The sequence below is a fragment of the Coprococcus sp. AF99-45 genome, assembly GCF_027663865.1.
In the GTDB taxonomy this organism is placed as follows: Bacteria; Bacillota; Clostridia; order Lachnospirales; family Lachnospiraceae; genus Allocoprococcus; species Allocoprococcus comes.
Genome location: NZ_JAQDGZ010000015.1, coordinates 53,013 through 72,593, shown reverse-complemented (window position 1 = coordinate 72,593; position 19,581 = coordinate 53,013). Strand labels below are relative to the sequence as shown.

The following is a 19,581-nucleotide window of genomic DNA, read 5'->3' as shown; positions in this document are numbered from 1 at the left end:
GCAAAATACACAGATTTTCTATCCAACATTATTGACGTGTAAAAATTTTTATGGTATTTTTATTTCTAAAAAAAGAGATTATTTTAAAGGCAAACCTGTTGAAAGGCAGGAGCGCAAAGCCAGAAGGGACTAAAGTCAGAAAGCTTGACCATGTCAGCCGGTTGCCACTGTTTCCATATCATCATAATATATGGAAAAGATGTTTGAACAGAAGAGATTCCGATACCTTTTATACTATATAGATGTGTCATTTTAGAGAAATATAGTAGGGACACTGGCAGATTTTGGCAAGTGTCCTTTTTGCATGCAAAAATGGGTAATAAAACTAGCAGGGACAGGTTTTCTGTATACAGATAAAAGCAAGATGAAGAAGGCATAAGACGGAGAGAGGACTTTTATAAAATGAAAAATTATGAAGACAAAATATATTCCTTAGGTGAGACTGTAACGGGGCAGACACAGGCCATGTCACAGGCCGTACAGAAAACACTGGAAAGTAATGGCGGGGTAGGTATAATGACAGGATCTTATGACCAAAACCTGTCTATTTTGTCTGTGGATAATCTGCTGTTGCATAGTACAGGATATACATTCGATACTTTCATGGAACAGACAAAAGGCTCATTGAGAAACTTCTTTTATGACGAGGAAGATATACTGGAGCGAGACCGTTTTTTGCAGCTTCACGGAACAGGGGAAGCACAGATCCTTGCAGCAGACGGTACAGTGAAAAATGTACGGCTTTGTAAAGAGGATGCGACAGATGAGGCAGGCAGACAAATCTGGGTTATGTCCGTACAGGTCAACTGGGATCATGTAAATTTGGCACTGCTCAATGAGGCTATCTGTTCTGGCTTCTGGTATTTTGACTGTGACGAAAACAGTGAGATTGTGAATGCAAACTGGAGTCATGAATTCCGAAAAATGCTTGGCTATCATGACACTCTGGACTTTCCGAATAAACTGGAATCCTGGTCAGATCTTCTGCATCCACAGGATAAAGAAAGAGTAATGGTGCAGCTTCAGGCGGCAATTAAGGATAAGACGAACCAGATAAAATACCACGTAGAGTATCGTATGAGAATGAAGGATAATCAATACCAGTGGTTTCGGGCATCGGCAGAAGTAATACGCCGTCTGGATGGTTCTGCCAGCAGGATTGCCGGGATTTTTATTAACATTGATGCGGAGAAAAAAGAAATCATGCAGGCACAAAAATCTGCTGCTTTCCACCGAGCTTTTACGAAAGCAGATTTGTGCGAGTATTATGTGAATCTGGAAGCGAATACTTTTGATACCTTTAAGGTTGAGCCGTCCCTGATGACCGTCTTTGAACAGAGTCATACGTGGGATGAATTGATCCGGCATTTTGTGGATTCCTATGTTGTGGAGACAGATAAGAAGGCGGTATCCTCTTTTTACGACCGTGGTTATATTGCAGAAAGGCTGAAGGGTCTGGAAACCGAATTGGCTTTAGAGTGCCGTATCACTCTGAATGGAGAAGAACGATGGGTCCGCAATGTGTGGTCATACGTGGCGAAATAGAGGATTCAGAATATGCCATGATCTTTCTGCGTGATATCACAGAGGCAAAGGTAGAGAGCGCACGGCATCTGCAGATGGCAGCGGATAATGCTTCCATGGAGCAGCTGATTCAGAGCATTGTGCGTCTGGTTGACCGCTTTGTTGTCTGTGATCTGGAAAATGACAGATATGAATTCTACAATCTGAATGGACAGATGATATATAAACCTCTGGGATTTTATCATGATTTTCAGATGCAGGTTCTTGAAAAATATAAGACACTGGAACCATTGGAAGCTATAGATATCCTGATAGCCCCGGATAATATTCGAAAAAAACTGAAAAGTGAAAATGATATTTATAAGTTTGAGTATTGCAGCCTGGATGAAAAGACTTATAAAATCGCTTCTTATATTCCCTTAGAATGGAAGAATGGAAAGCTGGAAAAGGTATTGCTGGCATCCATGGATGTGACACAGGAAAAGAAAGCAGAGATTGAATCCCGTCAGGTACTGAAAGAAGCTTACCGGTCCGCAGAAAATGCAAATCGTGCGAAAACAGAATTCCTTTCCAATATGTCCCATGATATCCGGACACCAATGAATGCGATTGTGGGTCTGACGGCAATCGCAGGAGCAAATGTTGAGAGCCAGGACAGAGTCATTGAATGCCTCGGCAAGATCACAGAATCAAGCCGCCATCTGCTGGGGCTGATCAATGAAGTATTAGATATGGCACGTATTGAAAGTGGAAAAATGACACTGGCACAGGAAGATTTCAATCTGTCAGAGCTGGTAGATAATCTTATTACACTTACGAAACCGGTGCTTGATGAACATAAACATAATTTTGATATACACATCAATCATATTGAACATGAGGCTGTCTGTGGTGACAGCTTGAGGATTCAGCAGGTATTTTTGAATCTGATGAGTAATGCGATCAAGTATACACCGGATGGTGGAAATATTATTTTTTCCATAGAGGAAAAACCCAATGGATTTTCAGAACTTGGATGCTATGAATTTACGATTGAGGATAATGGAATCGGTATGTCACCGGAATTCCAGAAAATCATGTTTGATCCGTTCAGCCGCGCGGATGACCACCGGACAACCAGAGTCCAGGGAACTGGTCTGGGAATGGCAATCAGCAGAAATATTGTGAACCTGATGAATGGCACTATTAAAGTGGACAGTACCTTACATAAGGGAACTAAAATCACAGTAACAATTTATCTGGAGCTTCAGGAACAAGAAAAAGAACAGGACAAAAATCTGATGAATCTGCCGGTTCTGGTAGTGGATGATGATAAGACATGCTGTGAAAGTACAGTTGCCACACTGAAGGAAATCGGTATTATGGGTGAATGGGTTCTCTCTGGCAGGGAAGCCGTTGAGTGCTGTTATGCACGGCATGAGTTGAAAGATGATTACTTTGCTGTTATTTTAGACTGGAAGATGCCGGAGATGGATGGTATAGAAACTGCCAGACAGATCCGGAAACGGATAGGAAAAGAGATTACCATCATTGTACTGACATCCTATGAATTCAGCGAAATTGAAGAAGAAGCAAAGGCTGCAGGTGTAGATGCTTTTATTGCAAAACCGCTGTTCCGTTCCCGGCTGACGGCTACACTGCGGCAGTTTACTTCAGGAAGAAAAGAAAAAACAGCAAGAAATTATCTGGAGAAGCTGTCAGAATCAGACTACACGGGAAAAAGGATTCTGCTGGTTGAGGATAATGAGTTGAACAGAGAAATTGCTGGTGAAATTCTGCAGATGACAGGGGCAGAAGTGGAAACGGCAGAAGATGGAAAAATCGCAGTTGAAAAAGTGGAAGCTTCTCCGGAAGGATTGTATGATCTTGTTTTTATGGATATCCAAATGCCTGTCATGAATGGTTATGAGGCAACTGCTGCAATCAGGAGCCTTCCGGGTGAAAAGGGAAAACTGCCTATTGTTGCCATGACTGCCAATGCTTTTGCAGAAGATGTACAGCTGGCCAAAAATACAGGCATGAATGGACATATCGCGAAACCGCTGGATATGAATAAGCTGAATGATGTTCTGGAAAACTGGCTGTAATTGCCTTCCTGGATGCATGGGAAAAGCAGCTAGGAAACATAGAGAGGGTTTTGTTATGACAGAAACCCACTGAATACCGTATGTGTGATGGCAGTTGGCACAGGATGCTTTTTACTATAAAAAGAAGGATGAGTCTGGAAATGTAACCCATGTTTGCAAAATACGTGAAGAGTTGAGGCGTTTTTGTATTAAACTAAAATTAGGGAAAAGGCATGTGAAATACGATGATGAAAAATAACTATATAAAACAAAAAAGAAAAGATCAAAATCCGGTAAATCATTGGAAAATTTTTGAGGGACGGTTGGTATTCCTTCTGGCAATGGTGATTTTGTTTGTTGTTGCATATACTTTTATTTTACAACAAGCATATACCCAAACTGCTCTGAAAACAGAAATTGAACGAGATATTTCCAGTGCAGATGCGGTTCATAAGCTGGTAAATAACAGACTGGGACGAAAAGATTTTAATGAAATAAAAAGTAAAGCTGATGAGAATACAGAACTATTCAAGAATATATCGACATATATGAATGAAATCAGAACGCTGAATTCTACGAGATATATTTACACAGCAACCAGAAATGAAGACGGTAGATTGATTTACGTTGTAGACGGACTGGATCCATCGGCTGGTGACGTCAGACATCCAGGAGATCCGATTGAAAAGGAGATGGTTCCTTATATAGAAAAAGCACTTTCTGGAAAAACAGTATATTCTCAGGATATTGTTGATACAACATGGGGACCTATTTTTACAGCCTGTTATCCTGTGACAGCGGAAGATGAATCTAATGAAGTGATAGGTGCTTTCTGCATAGAAATGGATATGCAGAAAGCGTATGGAATGGTTGAGAAGACGAATAAGTTAAGTATTGCACTGGGATGCATTACAGCGTTTATTTTGTTAATATTATGTACCTGTGGATATTCTGTATATAAGAAGCAAAAAGAAAATGAGCAGAAACAGCAAAAACTGTTGCAGGAAGCTGCAAGACTGGCCGATTCAGCTAATAAAGCAAAATCAACATTTCTGTTTAATATGTCTCATGATATTCGTACCCCTATGAATGCAATCATTGGATATGCAGAATTGGGAGAGAAACATTTAAAGGAGCCAACTATATTAGAGGATTACTTTGAAAAAATATTATTGTGCGGAAAGAAAATGCTGCATTTGATTGATAACATTCTTGAATTAGCACGAATCGAAAACGACCAAGCAACGCTGGATGAGACAATAACAGATGTTTCTAAAAACTTTGATTTATGTATTGATATGTTTAGGAAACCGATAGAAGAAAAACATCAAACACTGAAAGTCAATAAGAACATTCGATATCCATACCTGTATATGGATGATGCAAGATCATCTGAAATTACGATTAACATTTTGAGTAATGCTGTGAAATACACGGGTGAAGGCGGTAACATAAGCTGTACATTGAACCAATATCCCGGCGAAAAAGAAGGTTGGAGTGTATTAGAGCTTATCATAGCAGACAACGGAATCGGAATGTCAGAAGAATTCCAAAAACATATTTTTGAATCATTTTCACAGGAACGATCTTCGTCAGACAGCGGAATAGAAGGTAGCGGACTTGGCATGGGAATCGTGAAGAAACTGGTGGATTTAATGAATGGCAAGATCACAGTTCAGAGCAAACCGGGAGCAGGTTCTACTTTTACAATCACGCTTCCATTAAAAATAGCAAATGAGGAAGAAAGGAATCCGAAACATGCAGACGGTCAGTTGAATATCAAAAAACTGGAAGGAAAAAGGGTTCTTCTGGTAGAAGATAATGACTTGAACGCAGAAATTGCAACGGAACTTTTGACGGAAGAGGGAATCATGATAGAAAGAGCGGAGAACGGCGTTGCATGTATTGATATGCTTAACAAAGCAAAGCAAAATTACTACAGTCTGATTCTGATGGATATTCAGATGCCGATTATGAACGGATATGAAGCATCCAGGAGAATTCGAGAACTGAAAGACGGTAACAAATCGCAGATTCCAATTGTTGCAATGACAGCAAATGCGTTTGAAGAAAATAAGAAGATGGCTTTTGCAAGTGGCATGAATGATCATGTTGCAAAACCAATAGATATGAATGTATTATTGCCGACTATTATGAAATATATGTAAAGGAAGAAAGAAGGACACTGATTTTGCAGTCAGTGTTCTTCTTACATATCAGTCGACTAAAGAAAAACATTTTATAGTTGTACATTATCTCGTTGAGAAGGGTAAATCTGTGAACTTTGTTCACTAAGCAGAGCAGTGAAATTTTGACGAATGATATTTAAAGTCTTTTGCTTTTTCAGTAATTCTTGTTTCTCCGGACAGTAGCAGCCTGTTTAGATTCAAGGTTTTCAATCCGTTTCTGGATTTTTTTAGAGCTAGGGATTTTGGTAACGCCCAGATCCTGAAGCTCTTTTTTTAGTGAATCGTGGAGCTGGTATTCTGCCTGATGTTTGGTTCGGTATGCTTTTGGATTTTTAGCAGATTTGCAATCTTCAATTACCTTACGGCAGAGTCGATAAGAATCGCAATGCTTTTGGATGAGTCTCTGAGTACCCAGTTCTTCACTGATTTCTTCAATCCGCTGATCAGCCGCTTTAACAGAAACATCAACGTCAGAAATATGCTGCTGCGTATCTTCGGCAATATGAATATAAAGAGATCAATACTGCAGAATTGCAAAAACAGAGCCGACAGTTGACCTCGGAAAAGCTGAAACTCTATGATGATTACAAAGATGGTCGTATGGGTCGTGATTTGTATAAGCAGAGAGCTGAAAAGATAAGTGGACAGCTGGATGAAATCAAACGAAAAATAGAAGATGCGGAGAAAACAACCACTTTCATAAATAATAAAATTTGGGAAACCGATGCATGGAAAACGTCAATAGAGAAAGTATTATACTTAACTGGATCTAAAAGATCTGAAAATGAAGAATATATAAATACCTTAAATAATATTGCAATTGGTAAGAACCTTAAGCAATGTGTATCTTATATAAACACAATTGTCGAGATCCGCAATTTTGCTAAATTATTATACGAGCAGACTGGTGCCGTATATCTTACTGCGTATCGAAATGAAGTGGATGCAATTAATGAGTACCATGTTGCACAGCATAAATTAACAGATAGCATGTATACTGAACTTGAATATAAAGAAAATAAGCAGGTTATTCGATAACTTTATAAAAAGGTTGGGGAAAACTGTAAGAAATAGTAAAAATATATATTGTTTGTATCAACAGAATTTGGCAAAGAAGGAAAATTGCTTTTATTAAGAGTATTTAAATTGTAGCAACCTAAATACAAAGCTCGATGTACACAAAGAAAAAAATATTGATTTCAGCTAAAAACTTTAATGGTTTTATGATATAATTTTGGTTAGAAATAAGAAATTGATTTGGCAATGAATGGCAAATTTATTTTTGTTATTAGGGGCATAAGCTGAAAGATATGAGGAAGGGAAATTTGTTTATGAAGAAAGCAACAAAATGGGCTATGGGCATCATTGCTTTCGCCATTTTAATAATTGTTGTCATTTGGGGAATCATGAAAATGGTGCAATTGGAAAAAGAACAAGAACAGGCACAGAAGAAACTCGAAGAGGAGCAGAAAGTTAAAGAGCAAAAAGAAGCTGAAAAACTAGCTTCTGAATATATGGTTTCTTACGCTGAAAATCTTCAGGAGGACATGCAAGATGTTGGTCTGTTAGATCTTAAAGTGACTTATGACACCTGTACCCGAGATTATTTTGATGAATATTGGAACATCTGGGATTATGGTCAAGATGAATATTGTGTATATTATGTATTGGACTACTATAGTGATTCAATTGACAGTATTTACGAACGTGAAACAAAAAATGGCGATTTCCAATCATTTATCAAATTACTGAATGATGAATGCTGCATGAAAGATAATCGTGATGAGGGTGGAGCTTATTATCAGCATAAGGTTACAGAGAACGGAAACACAGTCCTTGTCTTTATTGGCGATGAAAACAGGCTTAACAATATCACAATAAAAAAAGATAATCTTCATCAATATACATTAAATCGGGACGATGATGATGTACGAGTTTTTGTTAATGAAGAGCTGGTATACAGGAAATCAGAGGATCAAAATAGCAATGCACATACCTCTAGCGGAGGATATCTTCCTAACACTGGAAGCGGATGGAGTTCGGGTGGAAATAGTAATTCCGGCAGTAAAGGAAATTCTTCTTCAAAATGGAACAGGGATCCGTATGATGTAGATGATTATGACGATCCGGATGATTTTGCCGGTGAATGGGAATACGAATTTGATGATGGATATGACGAGGCTTATGATTATTGGGAAGAGGAACATGAGTGAGAGTTAATTCTTGTCGTTATTCTTTTAGAACAGGAGAACTAATGAATGTATTGTTGTGACCGGTGATTCAGTAAAAAGCAGACAAAGTGTGCCACATGCATGGAATATTGTGAATATTGGAGAAGAACCATATCAATTAGATGTTACATGGGATATAGGTACGATGGGACAGAGCAAGCATCATATCGCACATGATTACTTCAATCTGACAGACGAGTTAATGAATCAGGATCACAAAGCAGATAGCAGCTTACCGGAATGCAAAAGTAAAAAGGCGAATTATTATGTGCAGAGAGGATGTTCTTTTCAGATGAGACACCGACTTATGGCATATATAGACAGGTTAATTGAAAAGAATGAACGAATTTATGAATTCCGTGCAGAAGGTAGATTAAATAAAGTTGCCATAGAGAAGGAAGTTGCTGATCATATTGTGCAGAAATTACATGAGCAGGAAAGAAGTAGCGTTGGAATAAAAACGTGTTCTAACAGGGAACTTGGAATATACCGTATCGAAATATCTTGAAGAAGGTAAAGATATGCTGGAGTTGACGATTTATGGAATGGGATTTTTCTTATGTACGTTGTTGATTCGATATATGCTTTTTAAAGTTCGGAAGAATCATAATCATGGACCGAATAGTATTTGGGTTGGAAGTCGAGCAATTTGGGGGTTATGCTTTGTTGGAATTATAAATAATAAAATTGGATATCTTGCGGCAATACTGGGATTTATCTGTGCGAATGAGGTGGGTAAGGCTGCAGGATGGCATTGATTACAAATAAGAGTAGAGAGAATGAGTTATGAGTAGATTTAAACAAGGACAGGTAATTACTTTAAAGTCTGATAAGAGTATTACCGGTGCAATAGTGAATATTATGGAAGGATATCCGGAAACAAGATATCAGGTATTTACAGCAGCCGGTATGCAAACATATTATGAATCACAAATTGATATTCAGGAATCTGATGAAGAAATGGAGAAAGTGAATGCAGAGAGATTCAATGCAGGTCTTACTGCGTCTTTGATTCGCAATCCATCTATATCTTCATTGTATTCTTTAAATACAGCTAAGATTGACTTTATTCCACATCAGTTTCGACCAGTTCTTAAATTTATACGTGCGGACAGACCACGCCTTTTAATCGCAGATGGGGTTGGTGTCGGAAAGACGATAGAAGCAGGATTGATTCTTCGAGAACTGCAGGCTAGAAGAAATTTAGATTCAGTATTGATTATCTGTCCTCGTCCGTTAGTCTCTGAACGGAAATGGGAAGAGGAGATGAAACGATTTGGCGAGGAATTTACGGCATTGGACGGAGATTTATTCCGCCATTGTATTAATGAACTTGATATGGAAGGAGAATGGCCTGAAAAATATAAGAAAGCGATTATCCCGTATTCCTTGTTTGATGAAAGTAATGTATTTGGAAATAAAAAACATAAAGGTCTGATGGAAGTGGATCCACCGGAGTTTGATCTGGTAATCGTCGATGAAGCACATCACATTAGAAATACAGCGACTTATGGCTATCGTGCCGTTAGTCGGTTTTGTGATGCAGCAGAAGCCGTAGTTTTATTAACGGCAACCCCTGTTCAGCTTCAATACGACGATTTATTTGTTTTATTGAATCTTTTACGTCCAGATTTGATTATCGACAGAAAGACATTTCAGGATATGGCAGAGCCAAATCAGTTTATCAATATGGCTTCAACGTATGTCAGAGGATTTAAAGAGGGCTGGAAAGAAAACGCTTATGAACAGATTATAAATGCCTGTAATACTTCCTGGGGGAAAAAAGTATTTCAGGGTAATCCGACAATGGAAAGAATTATACGTGTACTAAACCAAAACGAAATATCTGTTGAAGAAAGAGTACAATTGATTTCAGATATTGAAAATATGCATACATTTTCAAATTTAATCAGCCGTACAAGGCGTCGGGACATTGGAGAATTTACAATACGTAAGCCTTATACAGTTACAGTTGAATTTACTCCTGAACAGAGAGAGCTACATGATAAAGTATTGGAGGTCGTGCATGAGATTTTCTCTACGATTCATTGTACGGATAATACAAAATTCATGATGACAACGATTCGACGTCAGACAGCTAGCTGCCTGTTTGGATTGGCACCAATGTTGAGAAGTATTCTTTATAGGCATCTGTATGAAATTACAGACAACGATGATGAATCTATTGATCTTTCTGCATTGAATCATGATAAATCACTTTTTTCAATTCAGGAACAAATAGAAGAAATTTTAGAGATTGCTGACGCACTGCCGGATGAGGATCCTAAGTTTGATGCGTTAATGGAGATTGTTAAGAAAAAACAAACGGAAACTAAGAATAAACTAATGATTTTTAGTAGTTTCCGGCATACGTTGCACTATTTATATAACAAACTAACAGAGCAAGGCTTGAGAGTTGGCTTAATTCATGGAGATGTCATAGATGAAGAAAGACGTGAATTGAGAAAACGTTTTAATCCGAATCAGACACCTTGCGAGGATAAAACGGCTTTGGATATCCTACTGTTTTCGGAAGTTGGATGCGAAGGATTGGACTATCAATTCTGCGATTGTATGGTGAATTATGATCTTCCGTGGAATCCGATGAAAGTGGAACAGAGAATTGGTCGTATTGATCGTAACGGGCAGACCAGTGAAAGTGTTGCTATTTATAATATGGTTACGCCGGGAACAGTAGATGCAGATATATATGAAAGATGTTTGATGAGAATCGGAGTGTTCCATAGTTCAATTGGAGATTGTGAAGATATTCTGGGAGAAATTACAGGTGAGATTAGGAAGCTGGTTGATAATTTCCAATTATCTGATGAGGATCGTCGTGAGAAGATGCAGCAGATGACAGATAATAAAGTCCGTTTTCTCAAGGAACAAGAAGAACTTGAAGAAAAACAGAGGGACCTGTTTGGAATCCATGTTCCGCAGTCTGCCTTTGACAGCGAGCTGAAAAATGCTACGAATTATTGGCTTTCATCCGAAAATATACAGAATTTAGTACAGTGCTATTTAAAACAAAGATTGGACGCCGATAAAGAGTATATTCTGGGTACAAAAGAATTGAAAAAATTACGTCTATCTCAAGATGCCAGAATGTCACTTCTGGATGATTTTAAACGTGCAAAATTGCCACGGAATGAAATCAATAGGTCGTGGCGTAGATGGTTGGAATCCGGAGAACAGTTAATGGAGATTACTTTTGAGAGTAAGTGTTGGAAAGAAAATCCGTCAGCAACGTTGCTTTCAATTACGCATCCCCTTGTAAAACTTGCAGCAGATTATTTACAGAGTAAGGGGAAAGTTGTGACCTCATTACGTGTAGAATCGGATCAATTTGCTGCTGGGATGTATCCGTTTGCAATTTATCAATGGAAATTATCCGGAGAACGGGAAGATATTCAAATGACTCCGGTTTCTTCCAATACGAATTTAAATAGGATATTGTTCGAATTGTTAAAGCAAAGTTGTGGAGTAAACTATTTAGCAGACATAAAGGAAGAAAGTTGGAAAGCGGTAGATGCAACACATCATAGCTTTTGGACTGCGGCTTTAAAAGAACATAAAGAAAAAACAGAAGAAATGATCAATTATAAAGAAGCCAGTCTGCGTACAAGTCATACTGCGCGTATGAAGTCACTAGAAGATGCATTGAAGAATAATAGCGGTAAGAAGAACTATATTCAGATGATGACTGGAAAAATTCGTATTGCTCAGGAAGATTATGATTTACATATGCATCAGCTTGAAGATGCAAAAAGCAAAGCAGATATATTATTTGAATTATTAGCATATGGAGTTCTTGATGTAGAACCAGACTCACAAAAAGCGGTGAATCAGTCGATGCTTGATACTATGAAGTATATTCGGAATCAATATGGATTGGAAATATTGGAGTCACCAAGAAGATTCCTTGGATTAATATCAGATTTGGCACCTGAGCAGTTTAATGAAAGACGAAAATTAAAACTGTTATTTGACATAGGCGTGGTTGATCAGTTAAAGAGTAATCCCGAAAATATAGAAAGAGTAATCCAAATGACAAAAACGGAGTTAGGATTTACTGAGGAAGAAACGAAAAAATACATACAATATCTGACAGTTTTTATGGAGAAGGATAGTAAAAATGGAGTTATATAAACAAATTAGTGATGCGAATAGAATCAAGTACGGTACAGAGGCTGAAAAGATTCTGCGGATCATTATTAACCAATACAGTGATAGAACGCATTTTATTTATGAAATCCTGCAAAATGCTGAAGATGCTGGAGCTACAAGAATACAATTTCATTTGGAGAAAGAAAAACTGGTTATTAAACATGATGGACGTCCCTTCAATGAAAAAGACATTGAAGGCGTATGCGGTATTGCAAACGGTACAAAGGAAGATGGAACCAGAATCGGACATTTTGGAATAGGATTCAAGTCGGTGTATTGTTATACGGAACACCCATATATTTATTCCGGCGAATATCATTTTGTAATTCAGAATCAGTTATTTCCAAAGGAAGTACCAGGTAGTCAAGAGATCGCTTACGATGAAACATGCATGATTCTGCCTTTTGATAAGGGGGAAGTTCCTTCTAGTATTGCATATCAGGAAATTAGAGATGCTTTAACGAAGAAAATAACGGCTGAAAGCATCATTATGTTAAATCAGATTTCGGATGTGAGGATAAAAATTGACGGATATCCGGAAGAAATAGAAATAAATAAAGCAAAATACTCTTTAGATAAAAAAGCATACGCAGATAATGTATTTGGATTGAGTATGAACACGACGATAACGAATACTCGTTCTAAACAAACTAGAACAAAAGATGCAGATTATTTGTTTTTTACAGATGCAAATGCGGAAGCAACAGCAATTATATTCCGGGTAGAAGGAAAAGAGCTGAAGGCAATCAAGAATAGTAAAATTTATGCGTTTTTCCCGACTGCAAAAGAAGCACATCAGAATTTTTATATACATGCACCATTTGATACGACACCTGCCAGGGATAACTTCAAAGAAGGTGCAGAATATGGCAAGCATAATATTAAATTGATAAAAGCAGTAGGTGAATTGATATGGTTTGCGTTCCAATGGATGAAAAATCATCAGTATTTATCAGTATCTGGATTTAATACAGTTTTTCCTGTCTATGAGTACGAAGCAGATGATGTATTGTATGGGATATACCAGAACAGTATAGACATGATCCGTGAAGAGGCTTTGTTACCAACAAATGTTCCTGGAGAGTTTAAAAAGATTCAGGAAATCTGTGTACCACTATGGGGGATTATAGTAGATACTTTTGACGATAATGATCTCAGAGCATTAAGAAGAAAGAGAAATATAAGCTGGCTGGCAAAAGAATTTTCTACGGAAGCATATCGTGATGTCAGAGCCTTTTTGAATCAAAACTTTAAACTTGAGACGTTAGAGTGGAAAGATTTAGTCTTGAATATGAATGCATTCTTCCTGAGCCAGAAACAGTTGTCCTGGATGGAAGCACTAATGTCAAAAATTGAAAGCTACTGTATAAAAAGGGCAACCTACGACAGTCATTATATTGATGTTTCTCAGATACCTTTTGTAAGAACTGTAAGTCAGGAACAAATTTGTGCCCGTGATGAACATGGAAAATTACAGGTTTATTTGAACAATCCAGACATTGCTAAGTATCGAATAGAAAGTACATTTATAAAAAATGAGTGCATCCGGAGCTTTTATAGACGTGCCCTCGAAATACCGGAATACAATATTGAACAGGAAACGATTGAAAACATACTTCCTAAATATGAAAGTGCAAATGTAAAATTTAAAACGAAGGATCCAATAACAGAAAATATTGACGATCTGAAAGTTATTAAGGATGCTATTTATACAAATACATCTATTTTGGAACGAATAAAAGATAAATACATCGTTACAGACGGTAAGAACTGGTACCGGCCCGAGGAGATGTATCTTCGTTCCAATGACACAAGAAGCGGCTATGCATTGGTTAAGGGTATTATAAGAATCAAATATCTTGCAGATACTTATTTCGATGGAACGCTAAGGAGCTTGAAATTAGATGAAGACTTCTTTAAAAAGATTGGATGCAATGCAGGAATTCGTATGATGCCTGCTTCAAGAGACGAATATTTACGTGCTATTCGGAAATATTGTGGAGCAAAGGCAGAGTCTGATTACCGAACTAACATTTTCTTTAAAACTTATATCTCAAAGAAATTGGACTGGTCTTTTAATTATGAGGGATTTCCAGATATCTTTACTGATATGACAAAAGAAAAATCATTATCGATTGCCAGATTTTTAAATCCAAATGCAATGAACTTTGATATTCAAGGGGAATTAGTGGCAGCAGACGATCAGCATTTCAGTGGGAAAAATGTAGAAAGTATGATGGCTTATTCTATGCTCGGTCTGCAGTTGTGCTACGAAAAATGGATTTATATACAGGGAGATCCTTTTCCGCATACACCTCTTGAAATTGATAAAGAAGATTTGCTACCTGAGTATAAGACAGCCAAAAGACTGATGGCTATTTTACCGTTTAAAGAAGTAAAAAGTGCGTTGACAGAATGGCTGGATGCAAATATAGATGATAAGTCTGATTTAAATTTGATAAAACATTACCTTTCAGATCCAGAAGCATTAGCTAAAGTTGCAAAAGCAATGGCAAAGAATGAAGCTCAGATGGAAGCAAAGAAAAACAAGGTAAAATCAGCAAAAGAACTAATTGAACAAGGGGATAGAAAACAGAGAGAATCGGAAAAAGATGACATGGAGTTGGAAATTTCACCGATATCTGAGAAAGGAAAACTGAAAAGAGAGAAAAATTTGGATCGCCAATTAGCCGATTCTATGGATAATTTCATAAGTGTTGCAAGAGGTCTTTCATTTTCAAGCAGACCAAGTAATAAAGAAGAAAGAATATTCCTGGAGCAAGAATATGATGGCCATTGCCAGATCTGTTTAAAACAGATACGAAAATATAATGGAGAACATTACTTTGAAGCAATCAACATTATAAAATTTAGTAAACTACCAGAGAAGTTGGCAAATAGTGGGAAATACGGATGGAATTCGTTGTGTTTATGTCCAAATTGTGCGGCAGAATATAATTATTGCTCTAAGAAGATATCTTCTTTATATGATCAGGTAATGCAGATGGAAGTTGAACCAGGATCTGAGGAAACTTTAGATATTGGAATAGAGATGCCTGAAGGTAAAGCACGCAGGATTAGATACAGTCCAAGACATTTTATGGCATTGAAAGAGGCCTTCAAAATATTTGCCGATGAAAAATAAAAGGGATTAGAAAAATGGCATTAAATTTCTTTAAACAACGGGATATTGACGAAATAGACGTAAATGATATTCCGGAAGAATTTATCAATTATTTAGAGACATTAGATGAAGCTGGGAAAATAGGATTATTAGCTTCAAGACCTGATATAGCTAAAGTATTGGGTGTGTCAGTAGAAGACAGTAATCAAGATACAGTAAATACTACCGATGATTCTAGTGAAATAGTGCAGGAAGATGAAAGAAACCCGAAATCATCAGCAGTATTCGAAGAAGAACAAGACATACGGAATAGTGTGGATGTGGAACCGGATGTTGATGAACCGGAAGAAGTAAATGAAGAGTTTATAGCAATCCAGAATAATTACTATGAAGGAAAAAGATTAGCAGAAATATTGAAGGATAACATGGAGCCGCTGGAGGCATTAGCGATTCCGGATAAGACAGATAAATGTTTCATACATCGGGTTCTATTCAAAGAGAAACAAATTAGATATACGGGGAAAGGGGCAACATATGGTGTTGTCTTGAAAATATGTCCGCAATGTAATCGTATCTATTTGGAAGAATCAGGGAAAGAATATATTCATGAGGCATTAACCAAAAGAAATATTGCTCATACTTTTTATTCCTTGGAGACTAGCAACCAGTATTTAAGAAGTCAGATAAAGGCTTACGAAATTGCAGACCAGGACAAAATCTATATACCTGAAATCTGGACAGAAGACAATCCATTATGTCCTGTCCATGAGGAAGCACTTTTTGAAATTCCTTGTATAAAAAAATATAAAGATCGAAAAGTAGAGTTCACAGGATACTTTTGCGACAAATGCAATAAAATTCTTATGAGAAGTTCTTCTGTTGCAGAACTAGAAGACAACTGTGCCTTAAATGGTGTTCCGGTAATAGAAACAGAATCATTCGTTAAAAAGCGGCCGAAGAAACAGTTGATTAAAATGAGAGAAATAAAGCCGGACTATATCGTTGAAAACGGTAAACGTGAGATATATACATATAGTCATGCTGCGGATTGCTTCAAGTTGACTGAGGAGGATACCGTAGTAGTATCAGATTCTATTTATTGTTCGCTGGAAGGACATAAAACAGAGGAAGTATTGGTACTGATTTGGGTAAATCAAAAAAAGGGCGGCAGAAAATCTTATATTTTTGTGGTAGGATATTGCTCGCAGTGTCAGAAGTATTATATGGATATTGATGATTATAATGTGATTTACTCTTTGGGAAGACCAGAAGTTACAATCATAAGTGATGTAAATGATGCAGATTATCAAATTACTTCAGGTGAAGTATTTAATTTGGAAAGAAATCACCTTAATAATATAGAGTCAGGAATTACTGGTGAGATTAAAGAAATTCATGAAAGTACGGATTACGTAAATCCATATGCAGTAGGTGATTATGATGACGGAAATTTATCCTTTGCAAAATCGCTCAGTGCAAATAAATACGGGAAAAGATTAGAGGAGTTAGAAAATTATATACCAAAGCCATATTCATACAGAGTAGATATTTCAGCAGATGGTGCGACAGAAACATATTATATCGGTGCATCAGATGTTATTTTGAAAGATGGTAAAAAGGTAATTTCAGCTAATAGTGATTTGGGATATGAGCTGATCAATTATCAGACCATAAAGATTCATAAAGATGGAAAAGAATATGGCATTAAATTATCCAGACAATTTGATATTGATCAGGCGTCTTTATATGGATATGTGAATTTACGAACGGATGAGGATGTAATATTTCAAAGTGGTATTACGGATCCATTTCTGGTACGTGTGCTTAATATACGTAAAAAACAGCATAACCTTACAGATATTTTTGTAACCATTCAGGAAAATCAGAATAAGATTGTTAATACAGATTTTAATAAGAATATTATCGTACAGGGATGTGCAGGATCAGGAAAAACAATGGTTTTACTGCATAGACTTTCGGCACTAAAATATAGGCAACGGTATTTTGACTTTTCACAGAATGCTTTGATTTTGACACCAAACGAACAATTCAGCTTGCATATTAAAGGACTTGCAGAAGGTTTGCAAATAGGATCTGTACATAGAATATCTGTTGAGCAATACTATTTAGATATGCTTTTACAGTATGATTCTGCATTTAAACCGGAAAACAAAATTGTTTCTGAAATGCAGGTACGTCAGGATTATGTGGATTACATTTATTCTGATCAATTTAAGAATGATTTTGAACGTGCATATAACGATATTCTAGAAAAGCGTAATGGATTAGTAGACATTCTGATTCAACTGCAGGAGGCGATGAATCAGGAAAAGAAAACTATTTCCTGGACTGAAGAGAGCAGATTTACAATCCAGATGAAATATAGTGTAGATGCGTTGAATGATCTGTTAAGAAAAAAAGAACAAGATTTTGCATCTGCCCAAGATAAAATTACAAAAGCAGAAGAACGTAGGGCATTTCTGGAAGATCGAATTCCGGCTTCAGAACAGTTTGCAAAGAGCATTGTACAAGAATCTTTGCCAAGAGTTAATACCAAGATTGGTGAATACGTGTTGGAAAAGCAACAGGAGATTGAAGCACTTAATAAGAAAATTCAGGAGTTACAGGAAGAATATGCCCGTATTCAAGGTGCATTGATTATTTTTGGAAAACGGGCAAAGCTGGAAAAACTGGATGCAGATATTGAAGAAGTCAAAGCCAAGGTAATTCCTTTACAGACGCAATTGGATGAACAAAAGAAGATTTTGTCCATGAGACAGGATGGAAAGGAAGATGATGAAATCCTTGCATGGATGAAACAAGTCTCAGTATACATTAAGAAAGTACAGGATGAAGTACGATTATGCAGTAATGCAAAAGAAGAATATAGTCGTTTTTTCAATGAGTTGAGTGAATCTGATGATAATATTAAAGCAGCCTACGAAGGGTATCATCGTGTTGAAGCAGAACAATATTCGGAAGAGATAAAAAAGACAATTCAATATCTGTACGAACAATTAGAAAAATATTCTTTAGTGAATATATATCAGCAAATATATGATGAATCCGTGCAGGTGTTCAAAGAGAAGAATGGTGTTAAAAGCATCACAGGAAAATGTCATAGATATGACTTGTATGTACAGCTGATGTTTGCAATGAAGTATTTTAATAAGAAAATTGGAAATATGCAGTTTATATGCGTGGATGAGGGACAGGATCTGGCAGTAAATGAATATAGATTATTGTCGGAATTAAACCAAAATCATGTGGTTTTCAATATTTTCGGAGACACCAATCAGTTAATGAAATCTGGTAGAGGTATATCAGATTGGAATCTGTTGCTGTCGGAGCTTCAGGCAGAACAATATGTGTTGAATGAAAATTATAGAAATACGAATCAGATTACTCGTTTCTGTAACGATAATTTTGGACTTAAAACACTGCAAACAGGCGTAGACGGACCAAAGGTACGAGAAATCTCACGAAGAGATCTGGAGAAAGAACTTGCAGGGTTAATGATAACAACCGAACGAATTGCTATTTTATTACCAAGAACTGTACAAAAAATGAAATACCTTGATATGGATATTTTGCCAGAAAACATACGAAATATGATAGGCGAAACAATGGATAATGGTTTTATATCTGTTATGTATGTTGATGAAGTGAAAGGCATTGAATTTGATAAGGTTTTTGTCGTAAGTGCAGCGATGCATCGGAATGAAAAGTATATTGCGTATACCAGAGCGTTATCGGAATTGATTGTGGTAGTGGATGAAAAGTTGATGAATAACAATTCAGCGAAAAAAGTAAAGGAAAATATTGAACATAATAAAAAAGCAGGTATACATTCAGCCAAAATGACAGGTACTTTAAAATGGGAAAAAACTAAACAACCTAAAGCATATACACTGGAAAAAACCATTGATAATGACGTAATAACATATCATTTTACTGAAAACACTAAATCTATCATCAAAAATGAATTTGCAAATACAGATTCTATTTTACCATCTTCTATTGCATCTTCACCGTTAACTAATATTAAAAAAAATATTTATGCCCATTGCGTTTATATAGAAAATTCAATCTGCTATAATATTAATTGTAAAGAAAATATGGGAAAAAAATGTAATAAAGAAGGTAATTGCGATTATTATATATCACTCCCTGTTCCTCCTGATGAAGAGGAACTAATAGCAGAAGATATAGATAACGCCAAAAAGTATCTTGCTAAATATTCATGATACTTTGTACATTTCAAAAAATAAATTAAC

Annotated in this window: 8 protein-coding genes, 1 pseudogene and 1 riboswitch; all 9 genes and pseudogenes read left to right on the top strand. The window is 36.7% G+C overall.

Annotated features, from left to right (window positions below; all coding sequences use genetic code 11):
- The first annotated feature begins 78 nt into the window (after window positions 1-78).
- Window positions 79-169: riboswitch (cyclic di-GMP riboswitch) on the top strand.
- 233 nt (window positions 170-402) lie between these two features.
- The 9 genes and pseudogenes from PGR14_RS11255 (at window position 403) to PGR14_RS11215 (ending at window position 19,551) form a co-directional block, all read left to right on the top strand.
- Window positions 403-3,611, top strand: a pseudogene (locus tag PGR14_RS11255) (response regulator).
- 224 nt (window positions 3,612-3,835) lie between these two features.
- Window positions 3,836-5,758, top strand: a complete 1,923-nt coding sequence (locus PGR14_RS11250) for a hybrid sensor histidine kinase/response regulator (RefSeq protein WP_055260555.1) — start codon at window positions 3,836-3,838, stop codon at window positions 5,756-5,758.
- Between the two features lie 573 nt (window positions 5,759-6,331).
- Window positions 6,332-6,817, top strand: a complete 486-nt coding sequence (locus PGR14_RS11245; protein WP_055260557.1) for a hypothetical protein — start codon at window positions 6,332-6,334, stop codon at window positions 6,815-6,817.
- 293 nt (window positions 6,818-7,110) lie between these two features.
- Window positions 7,111-7,992: a hypothetical protein gene (locus tag PGR14_RS11240; RefSeq protein WP_055260558.1), complete on the top strand. Its 882-nt coding sequence runs from the start codon at window positions 7,111-7,113 to the stop codon at window positions 7,990-7,992.
- An 88-nt stretch (window positions 7,993-8,080) separates the two neighbouring features.
- On the top strand, window positions 8,081-8,518 hold the full coding sequence (locus tag PGR14_RS11235; RefSeq protein WP_156339397.1) for a hypothetical protein: 438 nt from the start codon (window positions 8,081-8,083) through the stop codon (window positions 8,516-8,518).
- Between the two features lie 13 nt (window positions 8,519-8,531).
- On the top strand, window positions 8,532-8,768 hold the full coding sequence (locus PGR14_RS11230; RefSeq protein WP_055260560.1) for a hypothetical protein: 237 nt from the start codon (window positions 8,532-8,534) through the stop codon (window positions 8,766-8,768).
- A gap of 28 nt (window positions 8,769-8,796) precedes the next feature.
- Window positions 8,797-12,162, top strand: a complete 3,366-nt coding sequence (locus PGR14_RS11225) for a DEAD/DEAH box helicase (protein ID WP_195435022.1) — start codon at window positions 8,797-8,799, stop codon at window positions 12,160-12,162.
- Window positions 12,149-15,325 (top strand): sacsin N-terminal ATP-binding-like domain-containing protein, encoded by a 3,177-nt coding sequence (locus tag PGR14_RS11220; RefSeq protein WP_270223405.1) that lies wholly within the window; start codon window positions 12,149-12,151, stop codon window positions 15,323-15,325. Before PGR14_RS11225 ends, PGR14_RS11220 begins: the two co-directional genes overlap by 14 nt.
- A gap of 14 nt (window positions 15,326-15,339) precedes the next feature.
- A complete protein-coding gene (locus PGR14_RS11215; protein ID WP_270223403.1) occupies window positions 15,340-19,551 on the top strand; it encodes a hypothetical protein in 4,212 nt (1,403 codons plus the stop codon).
- Window positions 19,552-19,581: the final 30 nt, after the last annotated feature.

Bases quoted from the DNA above. Each gene is read 5' to 3' on its own strand.
- PGR14_RS11230 (WP_055260560.1), top strand. From the start codon at position 8,532: ATGCTGGAGTTGACGATTTATGGAATGGGATTTTTCTTATGTACGTTG.
- PGR14_RS11220 (WP_270223405.1), top strand. From the start codon at position 12,149: ATGGAGTTATATAAACAAATTAGTGATGCGAATAGAATCAAGTACGGT.
- PGR14_RS11215 (WP_270223403.1), top strand. From the start codon at position 15,340: ATGGCATTAAATTTCTTTAAACAACGGGATATTGACGAAATAGACGTA.
- PGR14_RS11240 (WP_055260558.1), top strand. From the start codon at position 7,111: ATGAAGAAAGCAACAAAATGGGCTATGGGCATCATTGCTTTCGCCATT.
- PGR14_RS11225 (WP_195435022.1), top strand. From the start codon at position 8,797: ATGAGTAGATTTAAACAAGGACAGGTAATTACTTTAAAGTCTGATAAG.
- PGR14_RS11250 (WP_055260555.1), top strand. From the start codon at position 3,836: ATGATGAAAAATAACTATATAAAACAAAAAAGAAAAGATCAAAATCCG.